The organism is Vibrio sp. 2CM40D (assembly GCF_023161825.1).
GTDB classification, from domain to species: Bacteria; Pseudomonadota; Gammaproteobacteria; order Enterobacterales; family Vibrionaceae; genus Vibrio; species Vibrio alginolyticus.
In genome coordinates, this window is record NZ_JALNTL010000004.1 from 125,265 (window position 1) to 150,993 (window position 25,729).

Here is a 25,729-nt window from a genome sequence, read left to right on the forward strand (position 1 = left end):
TCAATTATCTATGAAAGATCACAAGAAGAAACCCAACCAATACGCCAAACCGATAGCAATATCGGTTGGTTTGCATGCAATTCTAGTTGCAGCCCTGCTTTGGGGGACGGACTTCAACATGTCTAAACCAGAGCCTACAGGGCAAATGGTTCAAGCTGTTGTCATCGATCCAAAACTTGTGCAGCAACAAGCGAAAGAAATTCGCCAGCAACGCGAAAAGGCAGCGAAAAAAGAACAAGAGCGTCTTGATAAACTGAGACGCGAAGCAGAGCAGCTAGAAAAAAACCGCAAAGCTGAAGAAGAGCAAATTCGCAAGTTGAAAGAGCAGCAAGCGAAAGATGCTCAAGCGGCGCGAGAAGCAGAAGCTGCACGTAAGAAAAAAGAGCAAGAGCGCAAGCAGGAAGAAGAACGTGTTCGCAAAGAAAAAGAGCGAGCTGCTAAGCTAGAAAAAGAGCGCAAGGAAAAAGAAGAAGCCGTGCGTAAAGCTGAGCAGGAGCGTTTAGCAAAAGAAGCGGCTATAGCAAAAGCTGAGCAAGAACGTTTGGCTCGTGAAAAAGCAGCAAAAGAAGCGGAAGAAAAAGCACGTCGTGAGCGTGAAGCTGCTGAAAAAGCTGAACAAGAGCGCATTGCAAAAGAGAAAGCGGCAAAAGAGGCAGCGGAGCGAGAGCGTAAAGCGAGAGAAGCAGCTGAGCGTGCCGAGCGTGCCGAGCGTGAGCGTAAAGCTCAAGAAGCCGCGTTAGATGATATTTTTGCGGGTCTCGAGAGTGAGTCAGAACAGAATCAGCAAGCGAAAAATCAACATGTGCAATCTGAAGTTGACCGCTATGGTGCAATTTACAAACAATTGATAGAGAGTCGTATCATTAAGGACGATTATCTTGTGGGAAAGTCGTGTAGGCTTAATGTGAAGCTAGTTCCAACTGGAACTGATGGTATTGTGAGTAATGTTACTGTGTTAAACGGTGACTCTCGTCTTTGTAGTGCAGCCAAAAGTGCAGTAGCCCAAGTTGGCAACTTTCCGATGCCTAAAGATAGAGATGTTATTGATAAAGTTAGAGATATCAACTTAACCGTTGAATACTAGAATAAGGAATAAGACGTGATTAGACGCCTTTTACTAGGAATGTTTGTACTGTTTAGCAGTATGACAAATGTGGCGAATGCCGCATTAGAGTTGGTCATTACCGATGGTATTGATTCAGCACGACCAATTGCTGTTGTTCCGTTTAAGTGGGAGGGCACACAAGCGCTTCCAACGGATGTTTCTGCTGTTATCGCCTCGGATTTACAACGTAGTGGTAAATTCAGCCCAGTTCCAACGAGCAAAATGCCACAAACACCGTTCAGTGAATCAGAAGTTAATTTTGATGCTTGGACCAATTTAGGTGTGGATGCGCTATTGACTGGTTCAATCAAGCAAAACGACCAAGGTGACTACGTTATCAACTATCAACTTGTTGATATTGTGCGTGGTCAGTTAACAGGTGGGAAGAGTAAGGCGCTTGGTAGTGACGGTGAATTAGTCCTGTCAAAAGATCATGTGCTGTTCAATAAAGTAGCCACTGTTCAAGGGCCTCGTATGCGTGAGTACGCTCACCGTATCTCTGATTTGGTGTATGAGCAGTTAACTGGCGACCGTGGCGCTTTCATGACTCGTATCGCATATGTGGTAGTGAACGATAAAGACCGTTTCCCTTACCAACTTCGAGTCGCTGATTACGATGGCTACAATGAGCGTCTGGTTTTACGCTCTAAACAACCATTAATGTCACCAGCGTGGTCCCCCGATGGTAAAAAGCTTGCATATGTTAGCTTCCAAAATGGCCAAGCAGAAATCTTCATCATGAACATCTACACCGGTGAACGTGAGAAAATTACTTCATACCCACGTCACAATGGTGCGCCAAGATTTTCGCCAGATGGCAATAAGTTAGCGATTGTTCTTTCTAAAACAGGCTCGCTTCATGTTTATACGTTTGACCTTAACACTCGTAAGCTGACGCAAATTACGCGTGGCAGATCAAATAATACGGAACCGTTCTGGCATCCGGATGGAAAATCGTTGATTTTCACATCGGATAGGGGTGGTAAACCACAGATTTATCAAGTAAATTTGGGCAGCGGTTCTATTGACCGTTTGACTTGGCAAGGCAGCCAAAATTTGGGTGGTCAGATTACTCCTGATGGGCGATTCCTAGTTATGGTGAACCGCAGCAACGCAGGATTTAATTTGGCGAAACAAGATTTGGAAACTGGTGCTCTTCAAGTCTTAACTAAGACCTTGCTTGATGAGTCTCCTAGTATTGCCCCAAACGGTGGCATGGTTGTGTATAGCTCGATTTACAACAAGAAAAACGTACTATCGATGGTGTCAATTGATGGTCGATTCAAAGCTAGATTACCGGCAACAAATGGGCGTGTTCGAGCGCCTGCATGGTCACCGTTTTTGTAGTAATAAGTTTGATTAATAAAGGAAAATAAGATGCAACTGAACAAGGTTCTAAAAGGGCTACTAATCGCGCTTCCTGTAATGGCTGTTACAGCGTGTAGTTCAAGCGACGACGCTGCTTCTAACACTGGTGCAGCAACAAACAACAATGGCGCAGTGGAAACAACAGTAGCTACGCCAATTGATCAAAGCGGTCAGTTGACAGAGCAAGAGCTAAAAGAGCAAGCGCTACGTGAAACTCAAACAATCTACTTTGCTTTTGACAACTCAACAATTGCAGCAGATTACGAAGAGATGCTAGCGGCTCACGCTTCTTACCTAAGCAAGAACCCAGCACTTAACGTAACTATCGAAGGTCACGCTGATGAGCGTGGTACTCCTGAGTACAACATCGCTCTAGGTGAGCGTCGTGCACAAGCAGTAGCGAACTACCTACAAGCACTAGGTGTTCAAGCTGACCAAATCTCAATCGTTAGCTACGGTGAAGAGAAGCCACTTCTTCTAGGTCAATCAGATGAAGTTTACGCTAAAAACCGTCGCGCGGTTCTAGTATACTAATTCGAGGTAATCCTCATGTTCAGTAACACTAAGCGCGCTGTTGCGCTTACGTTACTGGCAAGTGCAGCGAACTTTGCGTTCGCTGCACCAGCTCCAGTATCCGATCTCAACAGCACATCATCCGTCTCTAAGAGCCGTTCATCTGAAACGGAAGTAGAGCGTCTAGAGCGCTTGCTACAAAACCGCAATCGCGTTCAGCTCCAAATGCAACAGCAAATTGACCAAATGTCACAAGAGATCAGTGAATTACGTGGTCAATTAGAGCGAAATAGCTACGAAATGAAGCAAATGTTGCAACGTCAACGAGAGTTGTTTGTCGAGCTGGATCGTGTTCGTGGAGAGATAAAATCCGCGCCTGCGCAAGAAGCGAAACCGGCTAAAACAGGTGGTCAGTACACACCAAATGTTGATGAGCAAACGGCATACCAAAATGCAGTCGACCTCATCCTCAAGAAACGTGACTACACTGGCGCAATTGCAGCGTTCCAGCAGTTCCAGAAAGATTATCCTGATTCTACATATTCAGCGAATTCTCACTACTGGCTAGGTCAGTTGTACTTCGCTAAAAAGCAGGATGAGGATGCAGTGAAAAGTTTTGCCGCTGTTGTGTCTTATAAAGACTCCAATAAGCGAGCCGATGCGTTGCTTAAGTTAGGCGAAATCGCTGAGCGTAATAACAATGCAGCTCAAGCGAAAAAGTACTACCAACAAGTGGTTGATGAATACCCAGGTAGTGCATCTGCAAAACTTGCCAGCTCTAAGCTGTAAGACGTTATGTTTTGAAAAGGAAGCTTCGGCTTCCTTTTTCTTTTCCATTTTCTGTTGGTGCAGAACGGCTAAGTCGATAGCAATGATGCAGAGCCTCTGACCTTATGTTGCACCGAATTTCGCTACTCGGAAATGCTACCTGTAACAAAGATATACGGCTAGACCGCTAGAAATCCCCGCGACAAGTTGGTTTTTGAAAATTAACGAGGTTACAATACTCGGATTAAAGGAAGTTGCGTAGAGCAAGAGCAATGAGCCATATATTAGATAAAATCGACACTGTTTACCCATTCCCACCGAAACCAGTTCCATTAAGCGAAGAAGAAAAAGCATCTTACATTGAGCGTATTAAAAAGTTACTCAAAGAAAAAGATGCGGTACTTATCGCGCACTACTATACCGACCCTGAGATTCAAGCCCTAGCTGAAGACACTGGCGGGTTTGTTGGTGACTCGTTGGAAATGGCGAAGTTTGGTAATCGTCACCCTGCAAGTACATTGATTATTGGTGGTGTTCGCTTTATGGGCGAGTCGGCCAAAATTCTGACACCAGAAAAGCGCATTCTAATGCCAACGTTGGAAGCGGAATGTTCGCTTGACCTTGGCTGTCCTGCGGATAAGTTCAGCGAGTTTTGTGATGCTCACCCTGATCATACGGTTGTAGTTTACGCAAATACTTCAGCAGCGGTTAAAGCCCGTGCCGACTGGGTCGTTACATCGAGCATTGCGCTTGAAATCGTGGAACACTTAGACGCTGAAGATAAGCCAATTATTTGGGGACCAGACCGTCACCTAGGATCGTACATCGCTAACAAAACTGGCGCAGATATGCTGCTTTGGCAGGGTGAGTGTGTGGTTCATGATGAGTTCTCTGCTGATGCGCTACGAAAAATGAAGAGCGTGTATCCAGATGCGGCTATTTTGGTTCACCCTGAGTCACCAGCAAGCGTCGTAGAACTTGCCGATGCCGTTGGATCAACGAGTCAGCTGATCAAAGCAGCGAAAGAGCTTCCTCACAAACAAATGATCGTTGCGACAGACAAAGGCATTTTCTTTAAAATGCAGCAACTTGTGCCAGAGAAAGAACTTATCGAAGCGCCAACCGCAGGTGCAGGCGCAACATGTCGCAGCTGTGCACACTGTCCTTGGATGGCAATGAACGGTTTGAAAGCAATTGAGAAAGCGCTTAGTGAAGGTGGTGAAGAGCACGAGATTTTTGTTAACGAAGAACTGCGTGTTAAATCCCTTATCCCGCTTAACCGCATGCTAGATTTTGCTGAGCAGCTAAATATGCAAGTGAAAGGTAATGCTTAAAAAGTAGGCGTAACTGAAAATAAATCTCAAAAACCAGCCGAATATGGCTGGTTTTTTTGTGTCTTACTATCAATGAGTTACTATTGATGCAATCAATGAATATCGAGGTCATAAATTTATGGCGGTGTGGTTAGTAGTTAAAAAGTGGCTTAGTTCCCACCTTTTTAAATTGAGCAACCGAAGCCTTCTCATCTTTAGTGGCTTATATGTGAGCCTTTCATGGTGGCTGCTGGTTCTCGCTGGTGAAACAGCATTAACAGACAGTTTCGCTAACTTTATCTATTACCTCATGGTTACGGCGAGTACGGTGGGTTATGGCGACCATTCTCCAGTAACAGATTTGGGTAAATGGGTTGTCGTACTATTTGTAATCCCCGGCGGTTTGAGCTTATTCGCCGCATTATTGGGGCGTGTCGCTGGAGCAGCGATGGACTATTGGCGAGCGGGTATTTTAGGAAAACGGAGAGTAAGAGTGGAAAACCATATTGTATTGTTGGGCTGGAATGGATCGAGAACGATGCACCTTATTCGCATGTTACAACATGAAGAAGAGGGAAAGCGTCCGATTGTTTTATGCAGCCGTTCAGAAATAGAGAACCCGTTACCTGGCGAAATCAGTTTTATCAAAGTGACCAGTTATACCGATTCGCAAGAAATGAAAAACGCCAATATTGCCGAAGCCGCTTGCATTATTGTGGATAATCTCTCGGACGACATTACCTTGTCAGCCGCTCTATACTGCGCATCTGTAAACCCTTCCGCTCATTTGGTCGCTTACTTTAAAGATGAAGCGCTAGGCCGACTTCTAAGTCAGCATTGCCCGAAAGCGGAATGCATACCTGCTGTTGGCGCAGAAATGTTGGCAAAAGCGGCGGTTGACCCGGGCTCAAGTGCGCTTCATCAGGAGCTTTTGGCTTCAACACGAGGTATGACGCAATACTCAGTTATTTATCCTGAGGGGCAGTCTGCCACCACTATTGAGAATCTCTTCGTTTTTCTCAAAAGACGCCATCATGCCACGCTGATTGCTTTTGATATTGGCGATGGTATTCAACTCAACCCAGATTTAGATGCTGAAGTACCCGCGAGTACCAAGCTGTTTTACATTGCAGATGAACGTATTGAAGATTTTGCCTGGAAAGAAATGAACAAGGAACAATAATGCACATGATTGCTGGCCTGTTAGCAGGCTTCCCAAACTTTTTACTCTATTTCTCTGTTTCTATTATTTTTGTATTGGCGTTTAAGTTCATCTACGTCAAGTTGACGCCATACGATGAGTGGCATCTGATCAAAGAAAAACAAAATACAGCAGCAGCGATTGCGCTAAGTGGGGCCTTCCTTGGTTACTGTCTCGCGATTTCGGGGGCGGCAAAAAACTCAGTCAATATCGTCGATTTTATGGTATGGGGCGTTGTTGCAATGCTTGCTCAAATTATTGCATTTGCAATTGTACGCTTTATTTTACTTCCGAAAGTGGCAGAGCGTATCGAAAAAGATGAACTGCCAGCCGGTATTGTATTAGCAGCAGTTTCTGTTTCGGTTGGCGTATTGAATGCCGCGTGCATGACCTACTAGGAGGAACGATGAAGCGGAGTTCTAACGTTAAACGTTCTTCCATGGACAAAAGCTTAAAGCTTGGGAAAATTCTTCCCTTTGCTGCCTTTGGTGGTATTTTCTTCTTTGCTGCGTACGAGTCAAAAACAGAAGGGTACATTTTTTCTGATGCTGATGAGTGTAAATCTAACTCGCCTGAGTTTAGTGAACAGTGTGACATTGCATACCAAGAAGCTTTAGCTCGTGCCGAACAAAATGCCCCTCGCTACCGCAGCGAGTTCGAATGCGAGAATGATTTCTACGAGGATGATTGTTACTACAGTTCCAGTTCCCGAGCTTATGTACCTAACTTTGGCGGTTTTTTTTACAGTCGCTCATTAAGCGGGTTGAAAGGTTATAACAAGAGCTATTACTCAGAGCCGATGTACCGTTATAAATCCAAATTCTATAATGGAGCAGGACAATTCTTTGGCTCCTACCGAAATCAGCCGACCAAAGTTGCGACGAATAGCCTTAATAAACGTGGCGGCGGCACCATTGGCAGGGCGATGTCTCGAGGCGGGTTTGGTAAAGCGGTGTCGGTCAGTCGAGGCGGTTAAAAAGCACTATGTTTCGACGAGAAATACAAGAGCGCGAAAACTGGCGTGAATTAGCACGCCAGTTTGGTTTTGGTTTCCATACCATGTATGACCAACCGTATTGGGATGAGAGTGCTTACTATCAATTCACGCTGGAGCAAATTGAGCGCGATATAGAAGCGCCCACTGAAGAGCTGCATCAGATGTGCCTGGCTATTGTGGATGAAGTCGTTCGGAGTGAGCGGTTGCTGACGCAATGTGCGATCCCTGAATCTATGTGGGAGCAGGTCGCTTCTTCATGGAGACGAAGCGAACCTTCGCTTTATTCGCGGCTGGATTTCGCGTACAACGGGACCTCGCCTGCAAAATTACTGGAAAACAATGCGGATACGCCAACCAGCTTGTTTGAAACTGGCTTTTGGCAGTGGGTGTGGCTAGAAGATGTTGTAAATAAAGGTCGAGTTCACCAGAGCGCGGATCAATTCAATATTCTTCAAGACTTTTTGATCGAGCGCTTTGCCGAAATAGCAAAATACCAACCAGGACAAACACTTCACTTTAGCTGCTGCAAGTACACTGAAGAAGATAAAGGGACTGTCCAGTATTTAGAGGATTGCGCGCGAGAGGCAGGGTTAGCAACGGCATTCGTGCATGTCGAAGATATTGGAGTGACGGAAGATGGTCTGTTTGTGGATGCTGACGACAGAGCGATTCGTTGGATGTTTAAGCTTTACCCTTGGGAGTTTATGTTTGAAGAGGAATATGCGAAGTACTTAGCGACTGCGAACGTAAACTGGTTAGAACCGATGTGGAAGTCGATTCTATCCAATAAAGCACTTTTACCGTTATTGTGGGAGCGCTTTCCTAATCACCCGAACCTTTTGCCCGCTTATTTTGCTAACGATTCAAAAGCGAACACTATGAGAGATTGTGTCATCAAGCCACTATTTTCTCGAGAGGGCGCGAACATCGAGATCGTCATCGATGGAAAACGTTTTGTTAAAACGTCAGGGCCTTATGAATCTAAATTCAATATCGTCCAGCAATACCATCCACTACCTAAGTTTGGGCAAAACCATACGTTAATTGGCAGTTGGTTGGTCAATGATAGAGCTGCCGGTATTTCGATTAGGGAAGACAGTAGCTTAGTGACTCAAGATATGGCGCGGTATATTCCACATGTAATTTTAACATGATCAAAAAAGCTCTCCATTTGGAGAGCTTTTTGTCTATTCAGCCGTTCAATCTTGATGGTCGACAGCGTTGCGTCTATTGTTCTTCAGCTAATGCAACACCGCGCTGGGTAAGACCACATAACATCACTGGCATTGCATTGAAGATCTCTTCAAACTGCTCTAAGCCTTCCATACCTTGTTCGGCCAATGTTTCAATGGTTGTTTCTGGGTCGTAAAGCATAGTAAGAGAAAGTAAAACACCACCGAGTAGGGCATTATCTTCGCTATCCTCAGGCATCAACGTTTCCCAGTCATCACGCGCAAGTTGCCAGCCTTGTAATACACCTTCACAGAAATCGCGAGCCTGACTTGTTACAATGTCTTGCTCATCTAGCGCGCACCCTGCAGGCCACTGCCAAGTGCCTTCTAGGAGAGCGGGACGAGTTTGGTTCCACATTTGTACAATCTCGTCAATGTACTGCTCTAGTTGTTCACCGTCAGTAAATGGCGCTGTTTCTTCTCCACCCCATAAGAATGGCAACCACTCTTGAGGCATTAATACGTTTGGCGCTGCAGCCATCGCTGTTACAAAGCCTTGAGTTTTTGCTAGGTTTAGTAGTTTACCGTCAAGTTCTGGGAGAGAAAGGATGTCTTGTAGTTTCAAAATAGAATACCATTTGTTAATGGGCTGGTTGATTGCGCTCATCTTACCAATCAATTAGTGATAAATCGATATTAGGGAATGATTCACACATCTATGGAAATTCGCTCATCACTTAGAAAAAAAAGCATTCTCGCCCTAACACTTTACCTGTGCTTCTTTATCGCCACTATCGGTTCTGTCGCCTATTTGGTTGTTGAGCCACCGGTTAGACAAAAGCTAGAGCAAAACCTAGAGTTACGTACCCAACTCCTGGCTCTTGAGATAAAAGAGCCCCTCCTCAGTTCTACAGGTGTATTGAGCAGCTTAGTAGGGCTAGCCCAAGGGACTGAAAATATTCAATCTCTCAACACAATAATTCCACATATACTTCAATTGAGTGACAAGATGCTTGTTAGTGGTGGCGTATGGCCTAAACCCGAACTAAAAGCAGAACAATGGAGATATAAAAGTCTATTCTTCAATAAAAACAGTGATAGTGGTATTGACCAAATTCACTCCTACAATAACCCCGAATCTGGCGGTTATGATAATGAAGCCTGGTATGTCGCTGCCGCCGATGCTCCGGTAGGTTCTGTTAGTTGGTCTACGGTTTACATCGATACCTTTACTCAGGTCCAGATGATTACCGCGTCTTCTCCGTACTACCAAAACGGTCGATTCGCTGGAGTTGTAACGGTAGACCTATCACTTGATGCACTTTTTCAGTTTATTCGAGAGCACACGAACCAGCATTCTTTGGGGGTAGTGGTTCGCGATGCTGACTCAAACGTGATTATTGAACACAACTTTCAACTGACGGACGAAATTTATGTCAGCGAGCTTGATTTCGGAGAGTTCGATTGGCGCATGGAAGTTGTCAACGCAAAAGCTAAAGTCGCCGATCAAGTGTTTGAACAAGTGATGAGCGTTGAGGGGAGGATCATTCCATTTTTGCTCTTGTGTGTCTTGGTCGGTTACTACTTACTGAATCGCTATATTGTTGAACCAATTGTTCGCATTGCCGCTAAGATTGATGACTCGAAAACTGGTGGGATCATAGATATTGACTACGATAGCGATGACGAAATCGGACAGCTTATCGAGAAGTTCAATGAAAAGACGATCTATTTAGAGCAGGAGAGAATAAAAGCTCAGGCTTCGACAAACGCTAAAACGGCATTCTTAGCCACATTGTCCCACGAGATTCGCACACCAATGAACGGTGTACTAGGAACTGCCCAGATACTGTTAAAAACACCACTTACCGATGAGCAGCGTAAGCACCTGAGAACACTTTATGATTCAGGTGATCACATGATGACATTACTCAATGAGATTTTAGATTACTCAAAAATTGAACAAGGGCATGTTGAGTTTGAAAATAAGCCTTTCCCAATTGAGTCGATTATCGGCAGTATCAAGAGTGTTTATCAAACGCTATGTGCAGAAAAAGGTCTTCGCTTTAGAGTAGTCTCGCATTTACCAACGGGTCGTTGGTACAACAATGACAAAGCCCGTTTGCGTCAAGTACTGTTCAATCTACTCAATAACGCTGTTAAGTTCACCGATCGTGGCATCGTAGAGGTAGAGCTAGCCGAGAAATCGAGTAAGGCTGGCACCAAGCTGATACTAAAGGTAAAAGATACAGGGATTGGTATTTCAAAAGAGGCACAAAAACGCATTTTTCGTCCTTTTGAGCAAGCAGAGTCATCAACGACTAGACGGTTTGGTGGTACAGGGCTTGGTTTAGCAATAGTCAAAGAAATCGCGGAACATATGGGTGGGCAAGTGGTTGTAGAGAGTCAGGAGGACGCTGGAACGACTTTTACTGTCGAAATTGCCCTTACACCTTGCAAGCCGGGTAAAGTAGAGTCAATCAATACACATAAATTGAACTGTAAAGGGTTGAAAGCACTCATTGTTGAAGACAACCGAACAAATGCGATCATTATGGAAACTTTCCTCCGAGCCAAGGGCTTTGAGTGCACAAGTGTCGAAAATGGTCAGCTTGCAGTCGATGAGGTTGCGATCAAACCATTTGATTTGATACTGATGGATAATCATATGCCTGTTCTAGATGGCGTTGGGGCCATATCAGCCATTCGAGCAATGAGTTCACCTGCTAAGTCGGTACTGATTTTTGGCTGTACAGCGGATGTGTTCAAAGAAACACAAGAGCGTATGATTAATGTAGGAGCAGACCACATAATAGCGAAACCAATAGTGGAGTCTGAATTAAATGATGCACTGTATCTTCATGCGACACAGTTATATCAGTACCAATCGGACTTTGATGGAAATGCAGCAGATAGCTTTAATGCTGAAAAGTGGTTACTCAACTTCTATGTCGCTCTAGATAATGGACATCTTAATGAAGCACTTGAGGCTATTTCAGCGATCATTGCGGAGGCTCCCCTTGAACTCAGTGGCGACGTTTCTTCAGTCGCCGAACGGATAAGAAGTAACTTAAAGCGTCAGCAATCCCCGGACCAAGATGATATCGATACATTAACGATTTTGCTGGCCTCACCATAACTGAATCAATATGGCGCAACTGTAAATTGTTCTTACTATTCATACGTCATCCAGCGTCGTCACAAACTCTTCTAACCTGCAATGAACAGGCTTGCAGTTTTACTTTTACGAGTAAAGCAGCAAGACCTTCTACTGTGATTATATCGGTAATACTCTGAATTTTCGCAGCTTGGTAGCATAAGCTATAGGAGTGACTGTTTACAGTCCGAGTTTTGTTCTAACTTTACGTCAAAATAATTATCGTAACCCCTTTTTATGTAAGTGAAATCCGTGTTTTTGTACCATTTTTACGTAATTTTAGGCGTTTTTACTCGCCATTGGTGAAAAAAACTACTTTTACTTTAAAAGTTGGTTATAAATTTACAACTTAATTTTAAATACAGAGCCATAAGCTAGTTTTTGTGTGTTCTAATTGCATCATTAACTGGCTTGATGTCTTTTTAGTGGTTAATAGTTTTATTATTTTTATTAATTGCAGTGTTTGATTTTAAGGGTTTTGTAAATGAAGTCTCGTGGACCATTTTGTATTCGTCACGCCGCAGCGGATACCTTTGCTATGGTTGTTTTTTGCTTTATCACAGGGATGATTGTCGAGATTTTGATTTCAGGGATGACATTTGAGCAATCTCTAGCATCGCGTACGCTATCGATTCCAGTGAATATCGCCATTGCTTGGCCGTATGGGGTTTTTCGTGATTGGGTGCTGCATCAAGGTAGTAAGGTGTCGCCGTCTTCCTTTATGAAAAACATCTCTGATCTGGTCGCTTATGTACTATTTCAATCTCCAGTTTATGCGGGTATCTTATTCGCGGTTGGCGCGTCTACAGATCAAATTGTGACCGCAGTGGCAAGTAACGCTGTTATTTCTTGTGGCATGGGTGTGTTGTATGGGTACTTCTTGGATATGTGCCGCCGTTGGTTCCGTGTTCCCGGTTATTCTCAAAGCATGTAAATGCCCCAGTTTTGCTCAATTTAGTTACTTAGTGAGCAATCGATTCGAAAAGGGCGCTTTTTTTTATGTTTAGCCTTGACCATCAGGCACATAATCATTAAATTAGCGCCTCGTTAGCCAATGATGCTAACCAAAATTTGATTCGGTGAGTTGTCCGAGTGGCTGAAGGAGCACGCCTGGAAAGTGTGTATACGGCAACGTATCGAGAGTTCGAATCTCTCACTCACCGCCACATTCTAAAAGGTCTGATTTGTCAGGCCTTTTTTCGTATCTACACTAAAGTAATGCGTAATTGAAAGTACACAAGAGTGCTCAAGGTGCAAGCGCCATTCTATCTACAAGCCAACTATTCACATCTCACCTCTATACAACGCCAAAATTGAAGATGCTATACAGAGGCAGCCATAATCTGATTGGTGCGGGTTAGCACATCCGCTTTAATCTAGAATTTAGCACCCATATCACATGAGGTATGAATACGGCCACAAGAATGAACGTAGTGCTACTAGATGCTAAGCAAAACAGCCATGAACACGAATACAACAGCAATCATACCAAAGAGATCTGTGTTTAGATTGAGGTCATCAGGGTTAAATTTTTCAATGCTTTGCGTCGTTTTGCATCTTATCTTCATGTTCTTGTCCTTATTTCATGTACGATTTCAACAGCAACATAACATGCAATTGAGTGTTCACAAGTCATAAAAAGCATAAGTATACTTGCACCACATTGAGCGCAAAAAATACTCAAAGCGTTTTAAAGTGGCGGTCTACCTTTTGTAACATCAAATATTCTTTCTGTTTTTGTGCCTGTATCGCTATAGTTGAGAAACGGTTATCTCGTTCTAGTTAGGAACAAACTACTGGCTGCCGCTACATTCTCTCAGCGTTCCCACTCAGTCGCCTTGGGTAGATACTTTAGTCGTTGAGTACTGCAAAAAAACGCCGCATGAGCAGCGGCGCTTTGTTGAGGAATTCCCTTTCCTACTTGTAGCTAAGTTCTGTCGCTTTGCCTTTGAAGATCCGGTATACCACAAAGGTGTAAAGCAATATCACCGGCATAACAATCATCACACCGTAGCCCACGATTATTAACGTCGCAGGCGAGGAGGCAGCTTGTTGTGCGGTCATTAATCCCGGCACAACTTCTGGGAAGAAGCTATACGCAAGCCCGAGAAAGCTCAACGCGAAAATGACAGTGACACCAAAGAAAGGCCAGCGCACACCCAGATCATTCACCATTGGAACCTGACGCAAATAGCGATCAACTAGGAAGATGGTTGCCAATACAATTAACGGAACTGGGGCAAGCAACAAGATTTCTGGGAAGCTGAACCAACGCAAGGCAACTTGTTGATTTACAATTGGGTTTACAACGCTAACCACCAAGATTCCTAAGGCTGCTAACCAACCAGCACGGCGAGACCAACGGGCCGAGCGTATTTGCAAATCACCTTCCGTTTTTAGTACTAACCATGCGCCACCGATGTAAACGTACGCCGCCGCTACACAAAGTGCGCTTAACCAAGCAAAGCCAAATGCTTCGGTTGATTGTTCAAATCCCATGATGTAACGACCCACCATGTAGCCTTGGGTTAGCGCGGTGACTAACGAGCCAATTCTGAAGCACCAATCCCAGTGAGGTTTATGATCCGAGTTCGCTTTGGCTCGGAAGTCGAACGCCACGCCACGCATGATCAGTGCGATAAGCATAATCGCGGTCGGCATATAAAGTTCCGTCAAAATCAAGCTATGAGCAGTAGGAAAGGCAATCAGCAGAATACCGACGGCTAACACCAACCACGTTTCATTCGCATCCCAGAAAGGGCCGATAGACGCTATCATTCGGTCACGTTGCGCTTCATTATCACTCGGTAAAAGGATACCGACGCCAAGATCGTAGCCGTCGAGCACGGCATACATAAAGACCGAGAAGCCAAGCAGCAGAAGATAAATTTCTGGTAGATAGTCGAGCATGATTAGGCCTCTTGTTGTGTCAGTGGGACTTCATGGGCTGCAACGTCTTTGCGCGCCAAATAGAATAGGGTATGGATGTACGCAACCAGCAATGCAGCATAAATGGCTAAGTACATAATGAGCGAAGTCATCACGCTACTGCTCGCAACCGTGGTGACGGCTTCTGATGTACGCAATACACCGCTGACCAACCAAGGTTGTCGACCAATCTCAGTAACATACCAACCCGCCAGTGTGGCTATCCAACCAGAGAACGTCATGGCTAATACCGTGTACAGGTAAGGTTTAGGTAGCGCTTTTTTACGTGCTAGCTTCACCGCGCCATACCAGCTAACAAGCAACATAAGGACACCAACACCAACCATCACGCGGAAACCAAAGAACAAGGGCTTCACTGGCGGGTGGTCAGGTGCAAACTCGTTAAGTCCTTGGATTTCCCCATCTAAGTCATGCGTAAGAATCAAACTCGCCAGCTTTGGGATGCCCACTTCAAAATCATTGCTGCGAGTTTCTTCATTTGGCATCGCAAACAGAAGAAGAGGCGCGCCTTGCTCGGTCTCCCACACGCCTTCCATCGCTGCGATTTTTGCAGGTTGATGTTCAAGCGTGTTTAACCCGTGAAGGTCACCGACAAAGATTTGAATTGGGATGAATCCAGCCGCCGCGAACAGCGCGACTTTTAGGCCAAGTTTGGCTGAGCGATGATCTGGCTTTTTCATTATTTGATAAGCCGAAATACCCGCAATCAAGAAGCTGGCAGTCAGCGCCGATGCTAATAGCGTGTGCAGAAGACGGTAAGGTAAAGAAGGATTGAAAATAACTTCCTTCCAACTGGTTACATGTACAATTCCGTCAATCACTTCATAGCCACTTGGTGTGTGCATCCAGCTGTTAAGCACTAGAATCCAAAACGCGGACATACTTGTCCCAACAGCAACCAGAACGGTGGCGAGAGTATGAACCCATTCCGGCACTCGTCCTCGTCCAAAAAGCATCACGCCAAGGAAGGTGGCTTCCATAAAGAAGGCGGTCATCACTTCGTATCCGAGCAATGGTCCTGCTACGTTACCGACTCGTTCCATAAAGCCTGGCCAGTTGGTACCAAACTGGAAACTCATCGTAATGCCGGATACTACACCTAAGGCGAAAGTAAGAGCGAATATCTTGACCCAGAAGTAATAAACATCGAGCCATACGGGGGCTTGGGTGCGGTTATATCGCCACTTGAAAAACACCAACATCCATGCCAACGCGATGGTGATGGTCGGGAAGAGAATATGAAAGCTGATATTGGCCGCGAACTGGATCCGCGACAGCATGAGGGTATCTAACATCTTGGTTCCTCAAAAACGTGCCATACTAAAAATCGTGTCTATCTGTAATTTAGTTACGAAAAGTCGGGCAGTTTGGATTCATGTATCGAGAAATACAGGTGATTCTGTTTTCTTCTAACCATGATTTATATCAACTAAGGGAAAGAAAGGAGTGTAGGAAATTGTCTCAAAATGCCACTAATAGTCGCGAGAAGTGAGTAAAAGAAAGCAAATGTAACTGAAGGAGCATGGATTAAGATTAGTTCGAATTATCCTTATGATGGTTTCGATAATCCTGAAATAAAATTACAAAAACAATATTTTTAGTAAGGAAAATTGCCTTGCCTTCACTTTGAACCTCCATACTATTTATACACTAGTCATGTCGAGATCATCTCAAACACAGCAAACTTACTGGCAGTTAAGGTGGGAAACTTTAGCTAATTGATAAACTTAAAATTGCACTGCTAATGACATATGCATCATAAGTTCGTTAGCACTCGACCAGAAGTGCGATAGGCTACATTTTTATACTAGCGAACGATTTGGCGCTAGGTAATTCGGCTTTCACTAGATCAACAAGTCGACTGCGGACCATTTTCGATTTCTGATGAGTTTCAATCCAAACTGACACTTACTTTTCAGCAAGTGTGCTAGTGTCTTTCTTATTATTTATTAAATAATTAATAGATGCCGATATGGTAAAGAGAGTTGTGGACAGCTATCTCGAGCAGTAGACTGGCGCTAGCCAGAGAGTCTGACTTTGAGGGGGGCATTCTACATGAATCTTGGATTCTGCCACCGCAAAGCTGATATTGAATTTGATGGAGATGGATAATGAATGACAGTTGGGCTAATTTCTTTCCTTACTTTGCTGGAGCTTTTAAGCTTATTGTATTAGGGATAGGAGCCTACTTAGCCATTAAATGGCATTTTGACGAAGAGCGAAGGGTAAGAGAAGCGGAAGGTGTGGTGTTTGATAACCCAAGTCTCATGAAAAAGTTTGCGAAGACGCTAACTCTGCCATTCCTTTTGTGTCTTCTCGTTCTTCTTGTTATATATGCTACCAACTGGTTCCTGTATTGACGGCTTTATTGTTTGTTGTAGTAAAGCTGAATGCTGCCGCCTCTGAGAGTCGAGCCGTAGTTGAAGTTAACGCCTATGCCGAAATTGTCCAACCAATCAAAGGGCTTTGGTGCATAAAATAGCCATCCTATAGAAGCTTCGTAGTAATGCGGACTTCCCAGTTCATCGCTTAAATCATGCGAAAGGTCGACTCTTTTAATCCCGGTAAATAAAGCCTGCTCACCGTGATAAATATTGTAGTAACCGGTGATTTCATTAGATAGGTACCAACCTTTAGGGTTGCCTATATTGCCGTTATTTGCGCTTCCCCAGCTGTGCCCAATGAATGAATTCAATGTCGAACTGGCATGCCATTTCCCCCAAATTGTGGGAGACGTGTATTTGGCTTTAATGGATGGTTGAACTATTGCCGCCCATGCTGAAACGTTAACGGCACGGCCGTCTAGGATTCTTCCAATGATGGAGGAAAGTTTATTATCGGTAGAGAATGAGTTTTTATAACGCATAAGGTGAGTCGTCGTTCTGGTGCTAAGGGTGACGTTTTCACTTGCTTTGTATAGATACCCATAACCAATCGATGCACCGTATGTCCTTTCCTTGAGAAGATCCTTACTTGTGCCGAATAGTTTGAGATCATTCTCTGTTTGTATCGTAAATGCCTTAAACGACAGCTCATGTAAGTCCTCGCTGCCCTCTATGTCAAAGTTAGTCGTGTAAGGGAGAACATATACGGATTTGCTTCGACGTTCATTGATTGACTCGTCAGTCCCGAACTCTGGGTTGGCGGTATCAAATAATGCATTCGGATCAAAGTCGCCAATACCAAACGCAATTGCGTCAGTGTCGGACAGCAAAACCGCGATAGAAAAACGTTGTTGGAGAAGGTTGCTAATTTCCTTATCTAGTGGATCCGCTTGAGCTGTGTTAGGAAGAGAGAGTAGGAGAGCGAGCGAAACGACTCGCCACTCCACTGAGGCGAAGTTGGGTTGGAACATTTTGGCTCTTTCAAATGGTTCATGCATGGAGTTTTTGGACGTACCGGTACGCTAACATTAGTTTAATCGTTGAATGGTCGGTGTAACTTTGAGAAATCTATGTTTTCTCATATTGATATGAAAAAGTTCCTTAAACGAGTTTAGCTTCAATGTGTATGCTGCACCAGATTTGTTTAGCAACATCATTCTTTTCTGAAGATGTAGCAAGACTTTGTGGCTAGGTTGCATTATTTTCTTGAATGCGTCTCTTGAAAGCAAAATAGCAAACTTTTTTATTGCCTTGGCGCTCAAGAAAATCTGAATCGTTCACTGTGCTACTGGTTAACTTCGAAAACTTGTAAGCATCCTGTCTGCCAACATCACGACTAATATCCTCACGGAGTAACCCTAAATACGTCAGATAAACAATGGTTTTTTTGAGCTTTAGAAGAAATGTTCGGACCTTTGCATATTCCGCGGTGGTGCTCAATCCAAGAACTGTGTTTTGTATGTGTTCTCAGTAAATCATTGAGTCGATCTATTCTTCAAAATGTGGTCCCTTTTAATTCACTTTCTGTTACATATTTTTCGTTTTGAAAGAGCATTTTAATTTGCATCTTTTGAAAAGATCTCTTTGTTAAATTTTGTATAAAATCAACTAATTGTTGAAATTAGAACCCTTGTCAAAAAGTCATTAGATTTCATGTTGAATAGCCTCTTTTACCTAATAGTATACTCTATTTGTTTGATATAATTTCCGGCAGTTTGTATACCATAAATAAAGAGAGTCTATTCATGTTCCAGAACTTAACGATCAAGCAGAAGATAGTGATTCCGCTGTCATTGATTATTGGATTGTTTATTGTGAGCTCTGTATTAAACGTTATGACAAGTTGGAAGCAATCTGAATTGAGTGAGACACTCAACGAACAGATCGTGCCGAACTTATTAACGATTGAGGATGCTTACCGCGATCTTTACCAAGCTACATCTGCAATCCAAGGTGTTGCTCTTTCTGATACTCAAACCGATATTGATCACCACATCGGTGAATACAAAGACAACGCATACAAAGCGCTGCCGCGTATGGAACAAATGATTGAGCTATCGCAAGCCGGTGTGACGCCTTCTACACATGGTAATGAAGTTCGAACGCTTGTCTCTTTGGGTGAAAAATGGTTAGCAAGTTATGAGGCGATGCTACGTTTACCTCAATCTCAATGGCGTGGTTACTACAATGAGCACAAACATACCTTTGAAGACCAATTTATCGAGGTTAGAGCGCAGCTTAACGTTGTAAAAGATGCAATAGAAGAAAAGCAAAGCCAATTGAAGGACGAAATATCAGCGGCTGCAACAAGAGCAGAACTCATTCTTGAAGCGGGCATTGTGATTGTTATTCTGGCCGCTATTGCGATGGCGTTTTTGTTGTTGCAAACGGTTGTGAAGCCTATCAATGATATTAAAAATGCGATGACAGAAATTGCGTCCGGTGAAGGTGATCTAAGTCAGCGAATCGATGTAAAAACACAAGACGAAATTGGCAATTTAGCAGACGCATTTAACCAGTTTGTGTCCAAAATTCAAGTGACAGTCGCTCAGGTAATTGAAAGCTCAAATACCCTACGTAACGAAATGGCAAATCTTAGCTCGTTGACCAAGACCATCGCGAACTCGACCGTTTCTCAGCAAAAAGATAGTGAGGCGGTAGCGGCGGCAGTGCACGAAATGCAAGTCACCAGCAGAAATGTAAGCGATAGCGCTAACGAAGCCGCGGTTGCGAGCCAAACAGCGAATGATGAACTTACCAATACCAATGTTATTTTGGATCAAACGGTTAGCTCAATTCGCAGCCTCGCAAGTGAAATCGAAAGCGCAAGCCACGTCATTAACACATTGGATCATGATGTGAGTAACATTGCGTCCGTACTGGATGTAATTCGTGGTATTGCCGAGCAAACAAACTTATTAGCGCTTAACGCAGCCATTGAAGCGGCTCGCGCTGGAGAGCAAGGGCGAGGCTTTGCTGTGGTAGCGGACGAGGTTCGTTCTTTAGCCAGTCGTACGCAACAGAGTACGGGAGAAATCCAAACCATGATTGAAAAGCTACAATCTGGTGCAGGACAAGCTGTAGAAGTGATGCGCGGTAGCCAAAATAGCAGTGATGAAACGATCAAGTCCGCTGGCCGAGCGAGTGAATCCCTTTCTGAAATCTTGAACGCGATTTCACGTATGAACGAGATGAATACACACATTGCAACGGCTGCGAGCCAGCAAAGTACAGTAAGTGACGAAGTAAATAGCAACGTACAAGGCATTGCAGACAGTAGCACTTCAATTGTGGAAATCGTAAACCAAGCGCAAGCTTCTTTAGCCATGTTGTCAGAGCAAACTCAACGTTTAGATCATCAGGTCAGTCAGTTCAAAGTATAAGCTGAGAACAGCAATCTCACTGACGAAATAACCCGCTTCTTAGCGGGTTATTTTTTAGATAAGTGGCGAACCTGACTTGTGAAATTTCGACTATATTTACATTCCTTTCTCACTTTAGTTCGTATACCAGAGTGGGCAAATAACCCTAGACAGCGGTAACAAACTCTGTACAGCGTGATGATGCTTTTATCATCACTTTTGCTGCTTTTTAACCATTGCAATTGCACACAGGAAAATGTGATTTCCAACCCAAAATCTTCAAATTTGAGAACTTCATAACACCTTTACCATAAACGTTTTTCGTAAGCGTATAGAACTGTAAATTTTGTTGTATGTACAACACTGGGTATTTATCATCCTAATTAATTTGTTCTGGATATACATCCATTAGTCATTATTAAGTCATTCTAGAAGCTTTTAATAAGGAATCTTGAAGGCTTGTCGGTAGATAAGAGAGAAAAATTCATGAGACGTAAAACCACGCTATCTCTGCTGATTGCGTCGAGCCTTTTTGTGGTTGGATGTCAACCTAGCGAAGAAGGATCGAGCCAAGGTGGGGGGCCTGCGCCCGTAACCGAAGTAGAAGTGTTAACAGTGCAGCCAACGCGCCAAGCATTGACAGTAGAGTTGCCGGGTCGTAGCAGAGCATTCAAAGAAGCAGAAGTTCGTCCGCAAGTCACTGGCATTATTTCGGAGCGAAATTTTGTTGAAGGTGGCCTTGTTGAACAAGGACAGTCGCTATATCAAATTGATGATTCATCATTTCAGGCGGATTTGCTGAGCGCTGAAGCGGAATTAATCCGTGCGCAAGCTGCGGCAGAGTCGACCTATGCCACGGTGAAGCGTTACAGAACCTTGATCACCAAAAAATCCATCAGCCAACAAGACTTGGATGAAGCAGAAGCGGCATACAAAGAAGCGAAAGCGCAGGTCCTAGTCGCAAAAGCCAAGATCAACACAGCAAAAATCAACTTAGATTATACGCAAGTCAAAGCTCCGATTAGCGGGGTGATCGGTAAATCGAGTGTGACAGCGGGTGCGTTGGTTACGGCTAACCAAGCTGACAAATTAGCGACCATTCAGCAGCTTGACCCTATCAATGTTGATATTGTGCAATCATCCGCGCAACTGCTGCGTTTGAAAGCATCACTCTCCCAAGGCCATATGCAAGAAGATGACTCTGCGCAAGTTACATTGATGCTTGAAGATGGCAGCACTTACGAACACAAAGGCACAATGAAATTTACTGAGGTCAATGTGAACGAAAGTACGGGCAGCGTGACGCTTCGTGCCGAATTCCCAAACCCTGACGGTTTGTTGCTACCTGGAATGTTTGTTCGTGCGACGGTCATTACTGGTGTCGACCCTGATGCGATTCTAATACCACAAAATACGGTATCTCGTGATGCGACAGGTAAAGCGACAGTGATGACGGTTAATGGCGAGAACAAAGTGGAAGCGAAACCAGTGAAGACTGCCGAAGCGATCAATAGCCAATGGCGCATTATTGATGGTTTGAACGCGGGTGATAAAGTCATTACCGCCGGTTTACAAAAGGTAGGGCCAGGCAGTTCGGTAACTATCCAAAACGGTGAACAGGAGTAATCATGGCACGATTTTTTATCGATCGTCCGGTATTTGCTTGGGTTCTCGCGATTCTAACGATGTTGGCGGGGGTAATGTCATTATTCAATTTACCCGTCTCGCAATACCCAACGATTTCACCGACGACGATCACCATCAGTGCTCGCTATCCAGGTGCATCAGCAAAAACCGTTGAAGACTCGGTAACGCAGGTTATCGAGCAAAACATGACAGGATTAGATTACCTTCGCTACCTATCATCGAGCAGTGATGCATTTGGTAATGCGACAATTACCCTGACGTTTGATAGCGAAGCTGATCCTGATATCGCGCAAGTACAGGTGCAGAACAAACTGCAATTGGCATTGACTTCATTGCCGATGGAGGTACAAAACCAAGGTATTGTCGTCAATAAATCCAATACGGCATTTCTCATGGTTGTCGCAGTTTATTCTGAAGATCCTGACTTTACAGAAAACGATATCGGCGACTTTGTTGTAACGAATATTCAAGACCCGATAAGTCGTGTAACTGGCGTAGGACAAGTGCAGGCGTTTGGTGCGCAGTATGCGATGCGAGTTTGGCTGGATCCATTTAAGCTTACGCAATTCAACTTGACCGCGATCGACGTAGCAAATGCAATCAGTGAACAGAACGCGCAAGTTTCTTCAGGTCAACTTGGTGCGGCACCTGCGCAGGAGGGTCAGTTGTTGAATGCTACGATTTCTTCTGCAAGTCGTTTGAGCAGTGTAGAAGAGTTCCAAGACATCATTCTTAAGTCCGACGCCAGTGGTTCGAATGTTTATTTGAAAGATGTAGCTCGCGTTGAGCGTGGTGCAGAAAGTTATGATATTCGAGGCCAATATAATGGCTTCCCAGCATCGGGGTTAGGTATTTCATTAGGTACTGGCGCAAACGCGCTTGAGACAGCCAATGCGGTAAAAGAGCGCTTAGAACAACTGAGTGCAACGTTCCCAGAAGGGTTGCAGATTGCTTACCCATTTGAAACAACACCATTCGTCAAAGCCTCGATTCAAGAAGTGGTTAAAACGCTATTAGAAGCTATTCTTCTTGTGTTCTTAATCATGTACCTGTTCTTGCAGAACTTCCGTGCGACGATCATTCCAACGATCGCAGTGCCTGTCGTATTGCTCGGAACCTTCGCTATTTTGTACGCGACTGGATTTAGCGTAAACACGTTAACCATGTTCGCGATGGTTCTGGCTATCGGTTTGCTGGTGGATGATGCCATCGTTGTGGTGGAAAACGTCGAGCGTGTGATGCATGAAGATGGTTTAGAGCCCAAAGAAGCGACCAAAAAATCGATGGGGCAGATCACTGGTGCCCTGATTGGTGTGGGGTTGACGCTTTCAGCGGTATTCGTCCCTATGGCGTTTATGTCTGGTTCTACCGGGGTTATTTACCGTCAGTTCTCGATAACTATTGTGGCGGCTATGACGCTTTCCGTTTTGGTTGCGATAATTCTGACTCCGGCATTGTGCGCTACGTTGCTGAAAAAAGGCGATGCTGAGCTTCTAGAGAAGAAAGGCTTCTTTGGCTGGTTTAACCGCAAGTTTGATGCGATGACAGCAGGCTATGAAACCGGCGTTGCCAAACTTCTAAAACGCACAGGTCGCATGTTGGTTGTATTTTTGGCAATGAGTGCAGGTGCTGGCTGGTTATTTATGAACCTTCCAACGTCATTTTTGCCAGATGAAGACCAAGGCACAGTATTCTCAATGGCTATTTTGCCGCCTAACTCAACACAAGAACAGACGGAAAAAACACTTGAGAAAATGCGTGACTTTTACCTAGTAGACGAAAAAGACAATGTAAAATCCGTCTTCTCTGTTGCGGGCTTTAGTTTCGCAGGTCAAGGCCAAAACATGGGGATGGCATTTATCGGCCTGAAAGATTGGTCTGAGCGTGAAGCGCCTGGCGCTGATGCGGCTTCCATTACGGGCCGAGCGATGGGGTACTTCTCTACCATTAAAGAAGCTTTGGTGTTTGCGTTCGCCCCTCCAGCGATTCAAGAGCTAGGTAACTCGACAGGTTTCGATTTCTATCTCCAAGACTCGTTGAATAAAGGGCACGATGCATTAGTTGCGGCTCAAGGGCAACTTCTGGGCATGGCAGCACAAAACCCGAAACTTGTCGGTGTTCGTCCAAACGGTCAGGCAGATGCGCCAATGTACAAAGTGAACATTGACCACGTCAAACTTCGTGCTTTGGATGTCAGTATCAATGACGTAAACCAAATCCTGTCAGCTGCATGGGGCGGGGCTTACATTAACGATTATATTGACCGCGGTCGTGTGAAGAAAGTGATGGTGCAAAGTGATGCGGAATACCGCATGCAGCCAAAAGACTTCGATTCATGGTACGTACGCAACGCTAAGGGAGAGATGGTGCCTTTCTCTGCTTTTGCGAGTGGCGAGTGGACATATGGTTCTCCTCTTTTGCAGCGCTTTGATGGTTTGCCAGCAATGAATATTCAAGGCGGTGCAGCTCCTGGTGTAAGTACTGGTGAAGCCATGGAAGAAATTGAAGCAATGGTAGAAAAGCTACCAGAAGGTTTCACGGTGAACTGGAATGGTATTTCGTATGAAGAGCGCCTTTCCGGAAACCAAGCGCCGATGCTATATGCGCTATCTATCCTCGTCGTATTCTTAGTTCTTGCCGCTTTGTATGAAAGTTGGTCAGTACCTTTCGCCGTGGTGTTAGTTGTTCCTCTTGGTGTGCTTGGTGCTGTGCTTGCGGTAATGACGCGCAGTATGGATAACGATGTGTTCTTCCAGGTGAGCTTATTAACTACGGTCGGCTTGGCAACCAAAAACGCCATTCTGATTGTTGAGTTTGCAAAGGACTACTATGAGAAAGGCGCTGGGCTTATCGAAGCAACCTTACATGCTGTTCGCGTTCGTCTGCGCCCAATTATCATGACATCGCTTGCTTTTGGTTTGGGTGTGGTACCACTTGCTATCAGTTCAGGTGTGGGATCGGCAGGTCAAAACGCAGTAGGTACCGGCGTACTTGGTGGCATGATCAGTGCCACGATATTGGGTATATTCTTCGTCCCAATCTTCTTTGTAGTGGTTGAGCGATTGTTTGATCGACGTGCGAGAAAAGAGTCGGAGGCAGAGTTGTCTGAGACCAGCACTAAACCCACTCAGCAAAGCGAGTAGGACTTGGTTGTTTTAACTGAGTTATACTAGTGATAATAAACACGATTAAAGGGCGCTTCGGCGCTCTTTATTTTATGTTTTCACTTGGTGGTTACCGTCTATGACGCGAGCCTGAAAGACGGCGTGTTGTGTGCAGTATCAGCACAGCCTTTTCGGCCGAATGAAAGCCTAAAGAAGAAAAACGACGATGAAAGATCAGAAAATTTCCCCAATTTCCGTTTTGGATCAAAGCCCTATGTTTGTCTGCGGTGTGATGCAGCGCATGTACCGCAATCGTGCCCAAGCCGAGCTGTCTCGGCAAAATTTGATGACACTAGAAATGGCAAGTGCACTGGCCGCTTTAGAAGAATTTCAACCTATGAGCCAGCAAGCGTTGGCTGATGCGGTTCGAACTGAGCGAAGTGTAGCAAAGCGGATGGTGGACAATCTGGAAAAGAGAGGGTTTGTTCAAGTTTCTAAAAGTAAATCGAATCAGCGCCTTAAAATGCTAAGCATGACAAAAGAGGGAGCAAATGCTTTAAAGCAAGTTCATCAAATCATGACGAATTTACAGAAAGAGTTTTTTTCTTGTTTGTCGGAATCTGAAGCGAGTGAATTTTTTCGTCTGGTAAGAAAGCTCACTTTTGCGAATCACGACCAGTAACTGACAT

At 44.5% G+C, this 25,729-nt stretch carries 21 protein-coding genes and 1 tRNA gene; 17 read left to right on the forward strand and 5 right to left on the reverse strand.

Annotated features, from left to right (window positions below; translation table 11 throughout):
- The first annotated feature begins 10 nt into the window (after positions 1–10).
- The 9 genes from tolA to MTF70_RS10215 all read left to right on the forward strand — a co-directional run bounded on the left by tolA (position 11) and on the right by MTF70_RS10215 (position 8,419).
- Positions 11–1,084, forward strand: coding sequence for a cell envelope integrity protein TolA (gene tolA, locus MTF70_RS10175; protein ID WP_248393964.1), 1,074 nt, complete (start codon positions 11–13; stop codon positions 1,082–1,084).
- Between the two features lie 15 nt (positions 1,085–1,099).
- The gene (gene tolB / locus MTF70_RS10180) at positions 1,100–2,452 is read left to right on the forward strand and encodes a Tol-Pal system beta propeller repeat protein TolB (RefSeq protein WP_005387925.1); all 1,353 of its coding nucleotides are present in this window, start codon (positions 1,100–1,102) and stop codon (positions 2,450–2,452) included.
- Positions 2,453–2,482: 30 nt separating this feature from the next.
- The gene (gene pal / locus MTF70_RS10185; protein ID WP_005378293.1) at positions 2,483–3,007 is read left to right on the forward strand and encodes a peptidoglycan-associated lipoprotein Pal; all 525 of its coding nucleotides are present in this window, start codon (positions 2,483–2,485) and stop codon (positions 3,005–3,007) included.
- Between the two features lie 15 nt (positions 3,008–3,022).
- Entirely contained in the window at positions 3,023–3,775 is a 753-nt protein-coding gene (gene ybgF / locus MTF70_RS10190) for a tol-pal system protein YbgF (RefSeq protein ID WP_005387926.1), read from the forward strand.
- Positions 3,776–4,026: 251 nt separating this feature from the next.
- Positions 4,027–5,088: a quinolinate synthase NadA gene (gene nadA, locus MTF70_RS10195; protein WP_042522106.1), complete on the forward strand. Its 1,062-nt coding sequence runs from the start codon at positions 4,027–4,029 to the stop codon at positions 5,086–5,088.
- 118 nt (positions 5,089–5,206) lie between these two features.
- Complete coding sequence (locus MTF70_RS10200) at positions 5,207–6,250, forward strand: potassium channel family protein (RefSeq protein WP_017635053.1); 1,044 nt, start codon at positions 5,207–5,209, stop codon at positions 6,248–6,250.
- The gene (locus MTF70_RS10205) at positions 6,250–6,666 is read left to right on the forward strand and encodes a DUF350 domain-containing protein (protein ID WP_005378281.1); all 417 of its coding nucleotides are present in this window, start codon (positions 6,250–6,252) and stop codon (positions 6,664–6,666) included. The genes MTF70_RS10200 and MTF70_RS10205 overlap by 1 nt, the downstream gene beginning before the upstream one ends.
- 8 nt (positions 6,667–6,674) lie before the next feature.
- Positions 6,675–7,244, forward strand: coding sequence for a DUF1190 domain-containing protein (locus tag MTF70_RS10210; protein ID WP_053307470.1), 570 nt, complete (start codon positions 6,675–6,677; stop codon positions 7,242–7,244).
- Between the two features lie 8 nt (positions 7,245–7,252).
- Positions 7,253–8,419 carry a glutathionylspermidine synthase family protein gene (locus MTF70_RS10215; RefSeq protein WP_054866291.1) on the forward strand — a complete coding sequence of 389 codons (1,167 nt, stop codon included), beginning with the start codon at positions 7,253–7,255 and terminating at the stop codon, positions 8,417–8,419.
- Between the two features lie 73 nt (positions 8,420–8,492).
- Here the strand turns inward: MTF70_RS10215 and MTF70_RS10220 are convergent, their stop codons facing one another.
- Positions 8,493–9,104 (reverse strand): YecA family protein, encoded by a 612-nt coding sequence (locus MTF70_RS10220; protein ID WP_005378278.1) that lies wholly within the window; start codon positions 9,102–9,104, stop codon positions 8,493–8,495.
- A gap of 51 nt (positions 9,105–9,155) precedes the next feature.
- On the opposite strand from MTF70_RS10220, the gene MTF70_RS10225 reads away from it, so the two are divergent.
- The 3 genes from MTF70_RS10225 to MTF70_RS10235 all read left to right on the forward strand — a co-directional run bounded on the left by MTF70_RS10225 (position 9,156) and on the right by MTF70_RS10235 (position 12,760).
- The gene (locus MTF70_RS10225; RefSeq protein ID WP_017820050.1) at positions 9,156–11,576 is read left to right on the forward strand and encodes a hybrid sensor histidine kinase/response regulator; all 2,421 of its coding nucleotides are present in this window, start codon (positions 9,156–9,158) and stop codon (positions 11,574–11,576) included.
- A gap of 502 nt (positions 11,577–12,078) precedes the next feature.
- Positions 12,079–12,528: an L-alanine exporter AlaE gene (locus MTF70_RS10230; protein WP_005378276.1), complete on the forward strand. Its 450-nt coding sequence runs from the start codon at positions 12,079–12,081 to the stop codon at positions 12,526–12,528.
- 144 nt (positions 12,529–12,672) lie between these two features.
- Positions 12,673–12,760: transfer RNA gene (locus MTF70_RS10235), tRNA-Ser, on the forward strand.
- 273 nt (positions 12,761–13,033) lie between these two features.
- On the opposite strand, the gene MTF70_RS24350 is transcribed toward MTF70_RS10235, so the two are convergent.
- The 3 genes from MTF70_RS24350 to MTF70_RS10245 form a co-directional block, all read right to left on the reverse strand.
- On the reverse strand, positions 13,034–13,162 hold the full coding sequence (locus tag MTF70_RS24350; RefSeq protein WP_005378275.1) for a hypothetical protein: 129 nt from the start codon (positions 13,160–13,162) through the stop codon (positions 13,034–13,036).
- 349 nt (positions 13,163–13,511) lie between these two features.
- Positions 13,512–14,504, reverse strand: coding sequence for a cytochrome d ubiquinol oxidase subunit II (locus tag MTF70_RS10240; protein WP_017820054.1), 993 nt, complete (start codon positions 14,502–14,504; stop codon positions 13,512–13,514).
- 2 nt (positions 14,505–14,506) lie between these two features.
- On the reverse strand, positions 14,507–15,838 hold the full coding sequence (locus MTF70_RS10245) for a cytochrome ubiquinol oxidase subunit I (RefSeq protein WP_005388402.1): 1,332 nt from the start codon (positions 15,836–15,838) through the stop codon (positions 14,507–14,509).
- 816 nt (positions 15,839–16,654) lie between these two features.
- Here MTF70_RS10245 and MTF70_RS10250 point away from each other — a divergent pair.
- The gene (locus MTF70_RS10250; RefSeq protein ID WP_005378271.1) at positions 16,655–16,903 is read left to right on the forward strand and encodes a hypothetical protein; all 249 of its coding nucleotides are present in this window, start codon (positions 16,655–16,657) and stop codon (positions 16,901–16,903) included.
- A 5-nt stretch (positions 16,904–16,908) separates the two neighbouring features.
- Here MTF70_RS10250 and MTF70_RS10255 read toward each other — a convergent pair whose 3' ends face one another.
- Positions 16,909–17,898 carry a Solitary outer membrane autotransporter beta-barrel domain gene (locus MTF70_RS10255; protein WP_017820055.1) on the reverse strand — a complete coding sequence of 330 codons (990 nt, stop codon included), beginning with the start codon at positions 17,896–17,898 and terminating at the stop codon, positions 16,909–16,911.
- Between the two features lie 774 nt (positions 17,899–18,672).
- Between MTF70_RS10255 and MTF70_RS10260 the strand changes: the two genes are divergently transcribed.
- The 4 genes from MTF70_RS10260 to MTF70_RS10275 all read left to right on the forward strand — a co-directional run bounded on the left by MTF70_RS10260 (position 18,673) and on the right by MTF70_RS10275 (position 25,722).
- The gene (locus MTF70_RS10260) at positions 18,673–20,310 is read left to right on the forward strand and encodes a methyl-accepting chemotaxis protein (protein ID WP_005378266.1); all 1,638 of its coding nucleotides are present in this window, start codon (positions 18,673–18,675) and stop codon (positions 20,308–20,310) included.
- Between the two features lie 465 nt (positions 20,311–20,775).
- Positions 20,776–21,915, forward strand: a complete 1,140-nt coding sequence (locus tag MTF70_RS10265) for an efflux RND transporter periplasmic adaptor subunit (protein WP_025766899.1) — start codon at positions 20,776–20,778, stop codon at positions 21,913–21,915.
- Positions 21,916–21,917: 2 nt separating this feature from the next.
- Positions 21,918–25,079 (forward strand): efflux RND transporter permease subunit, encoded by a 3,162-nt coding sequence (locus MTF70_RS10270; protein WP_005378264.1) that lies wholly within the window; start codon positions 21,918–21,920, stop codon positions 25,077–25,079.
- A gap of 187 nt (positions 25,080–25,266) precedes the next feature.
- On the forward strand, positions 25,267–25,722 hold the full coding sequence (locus MTF70_RS10275) for a MarR family transcriptional regulator (protein WP_017635039.1): 456 nt from the start codon (positions 25,267–25,269) through the stop codon (positions 25,720–25,722).
- Positions 25,723–25,729 lie beyond the last annotated feature (7 nt).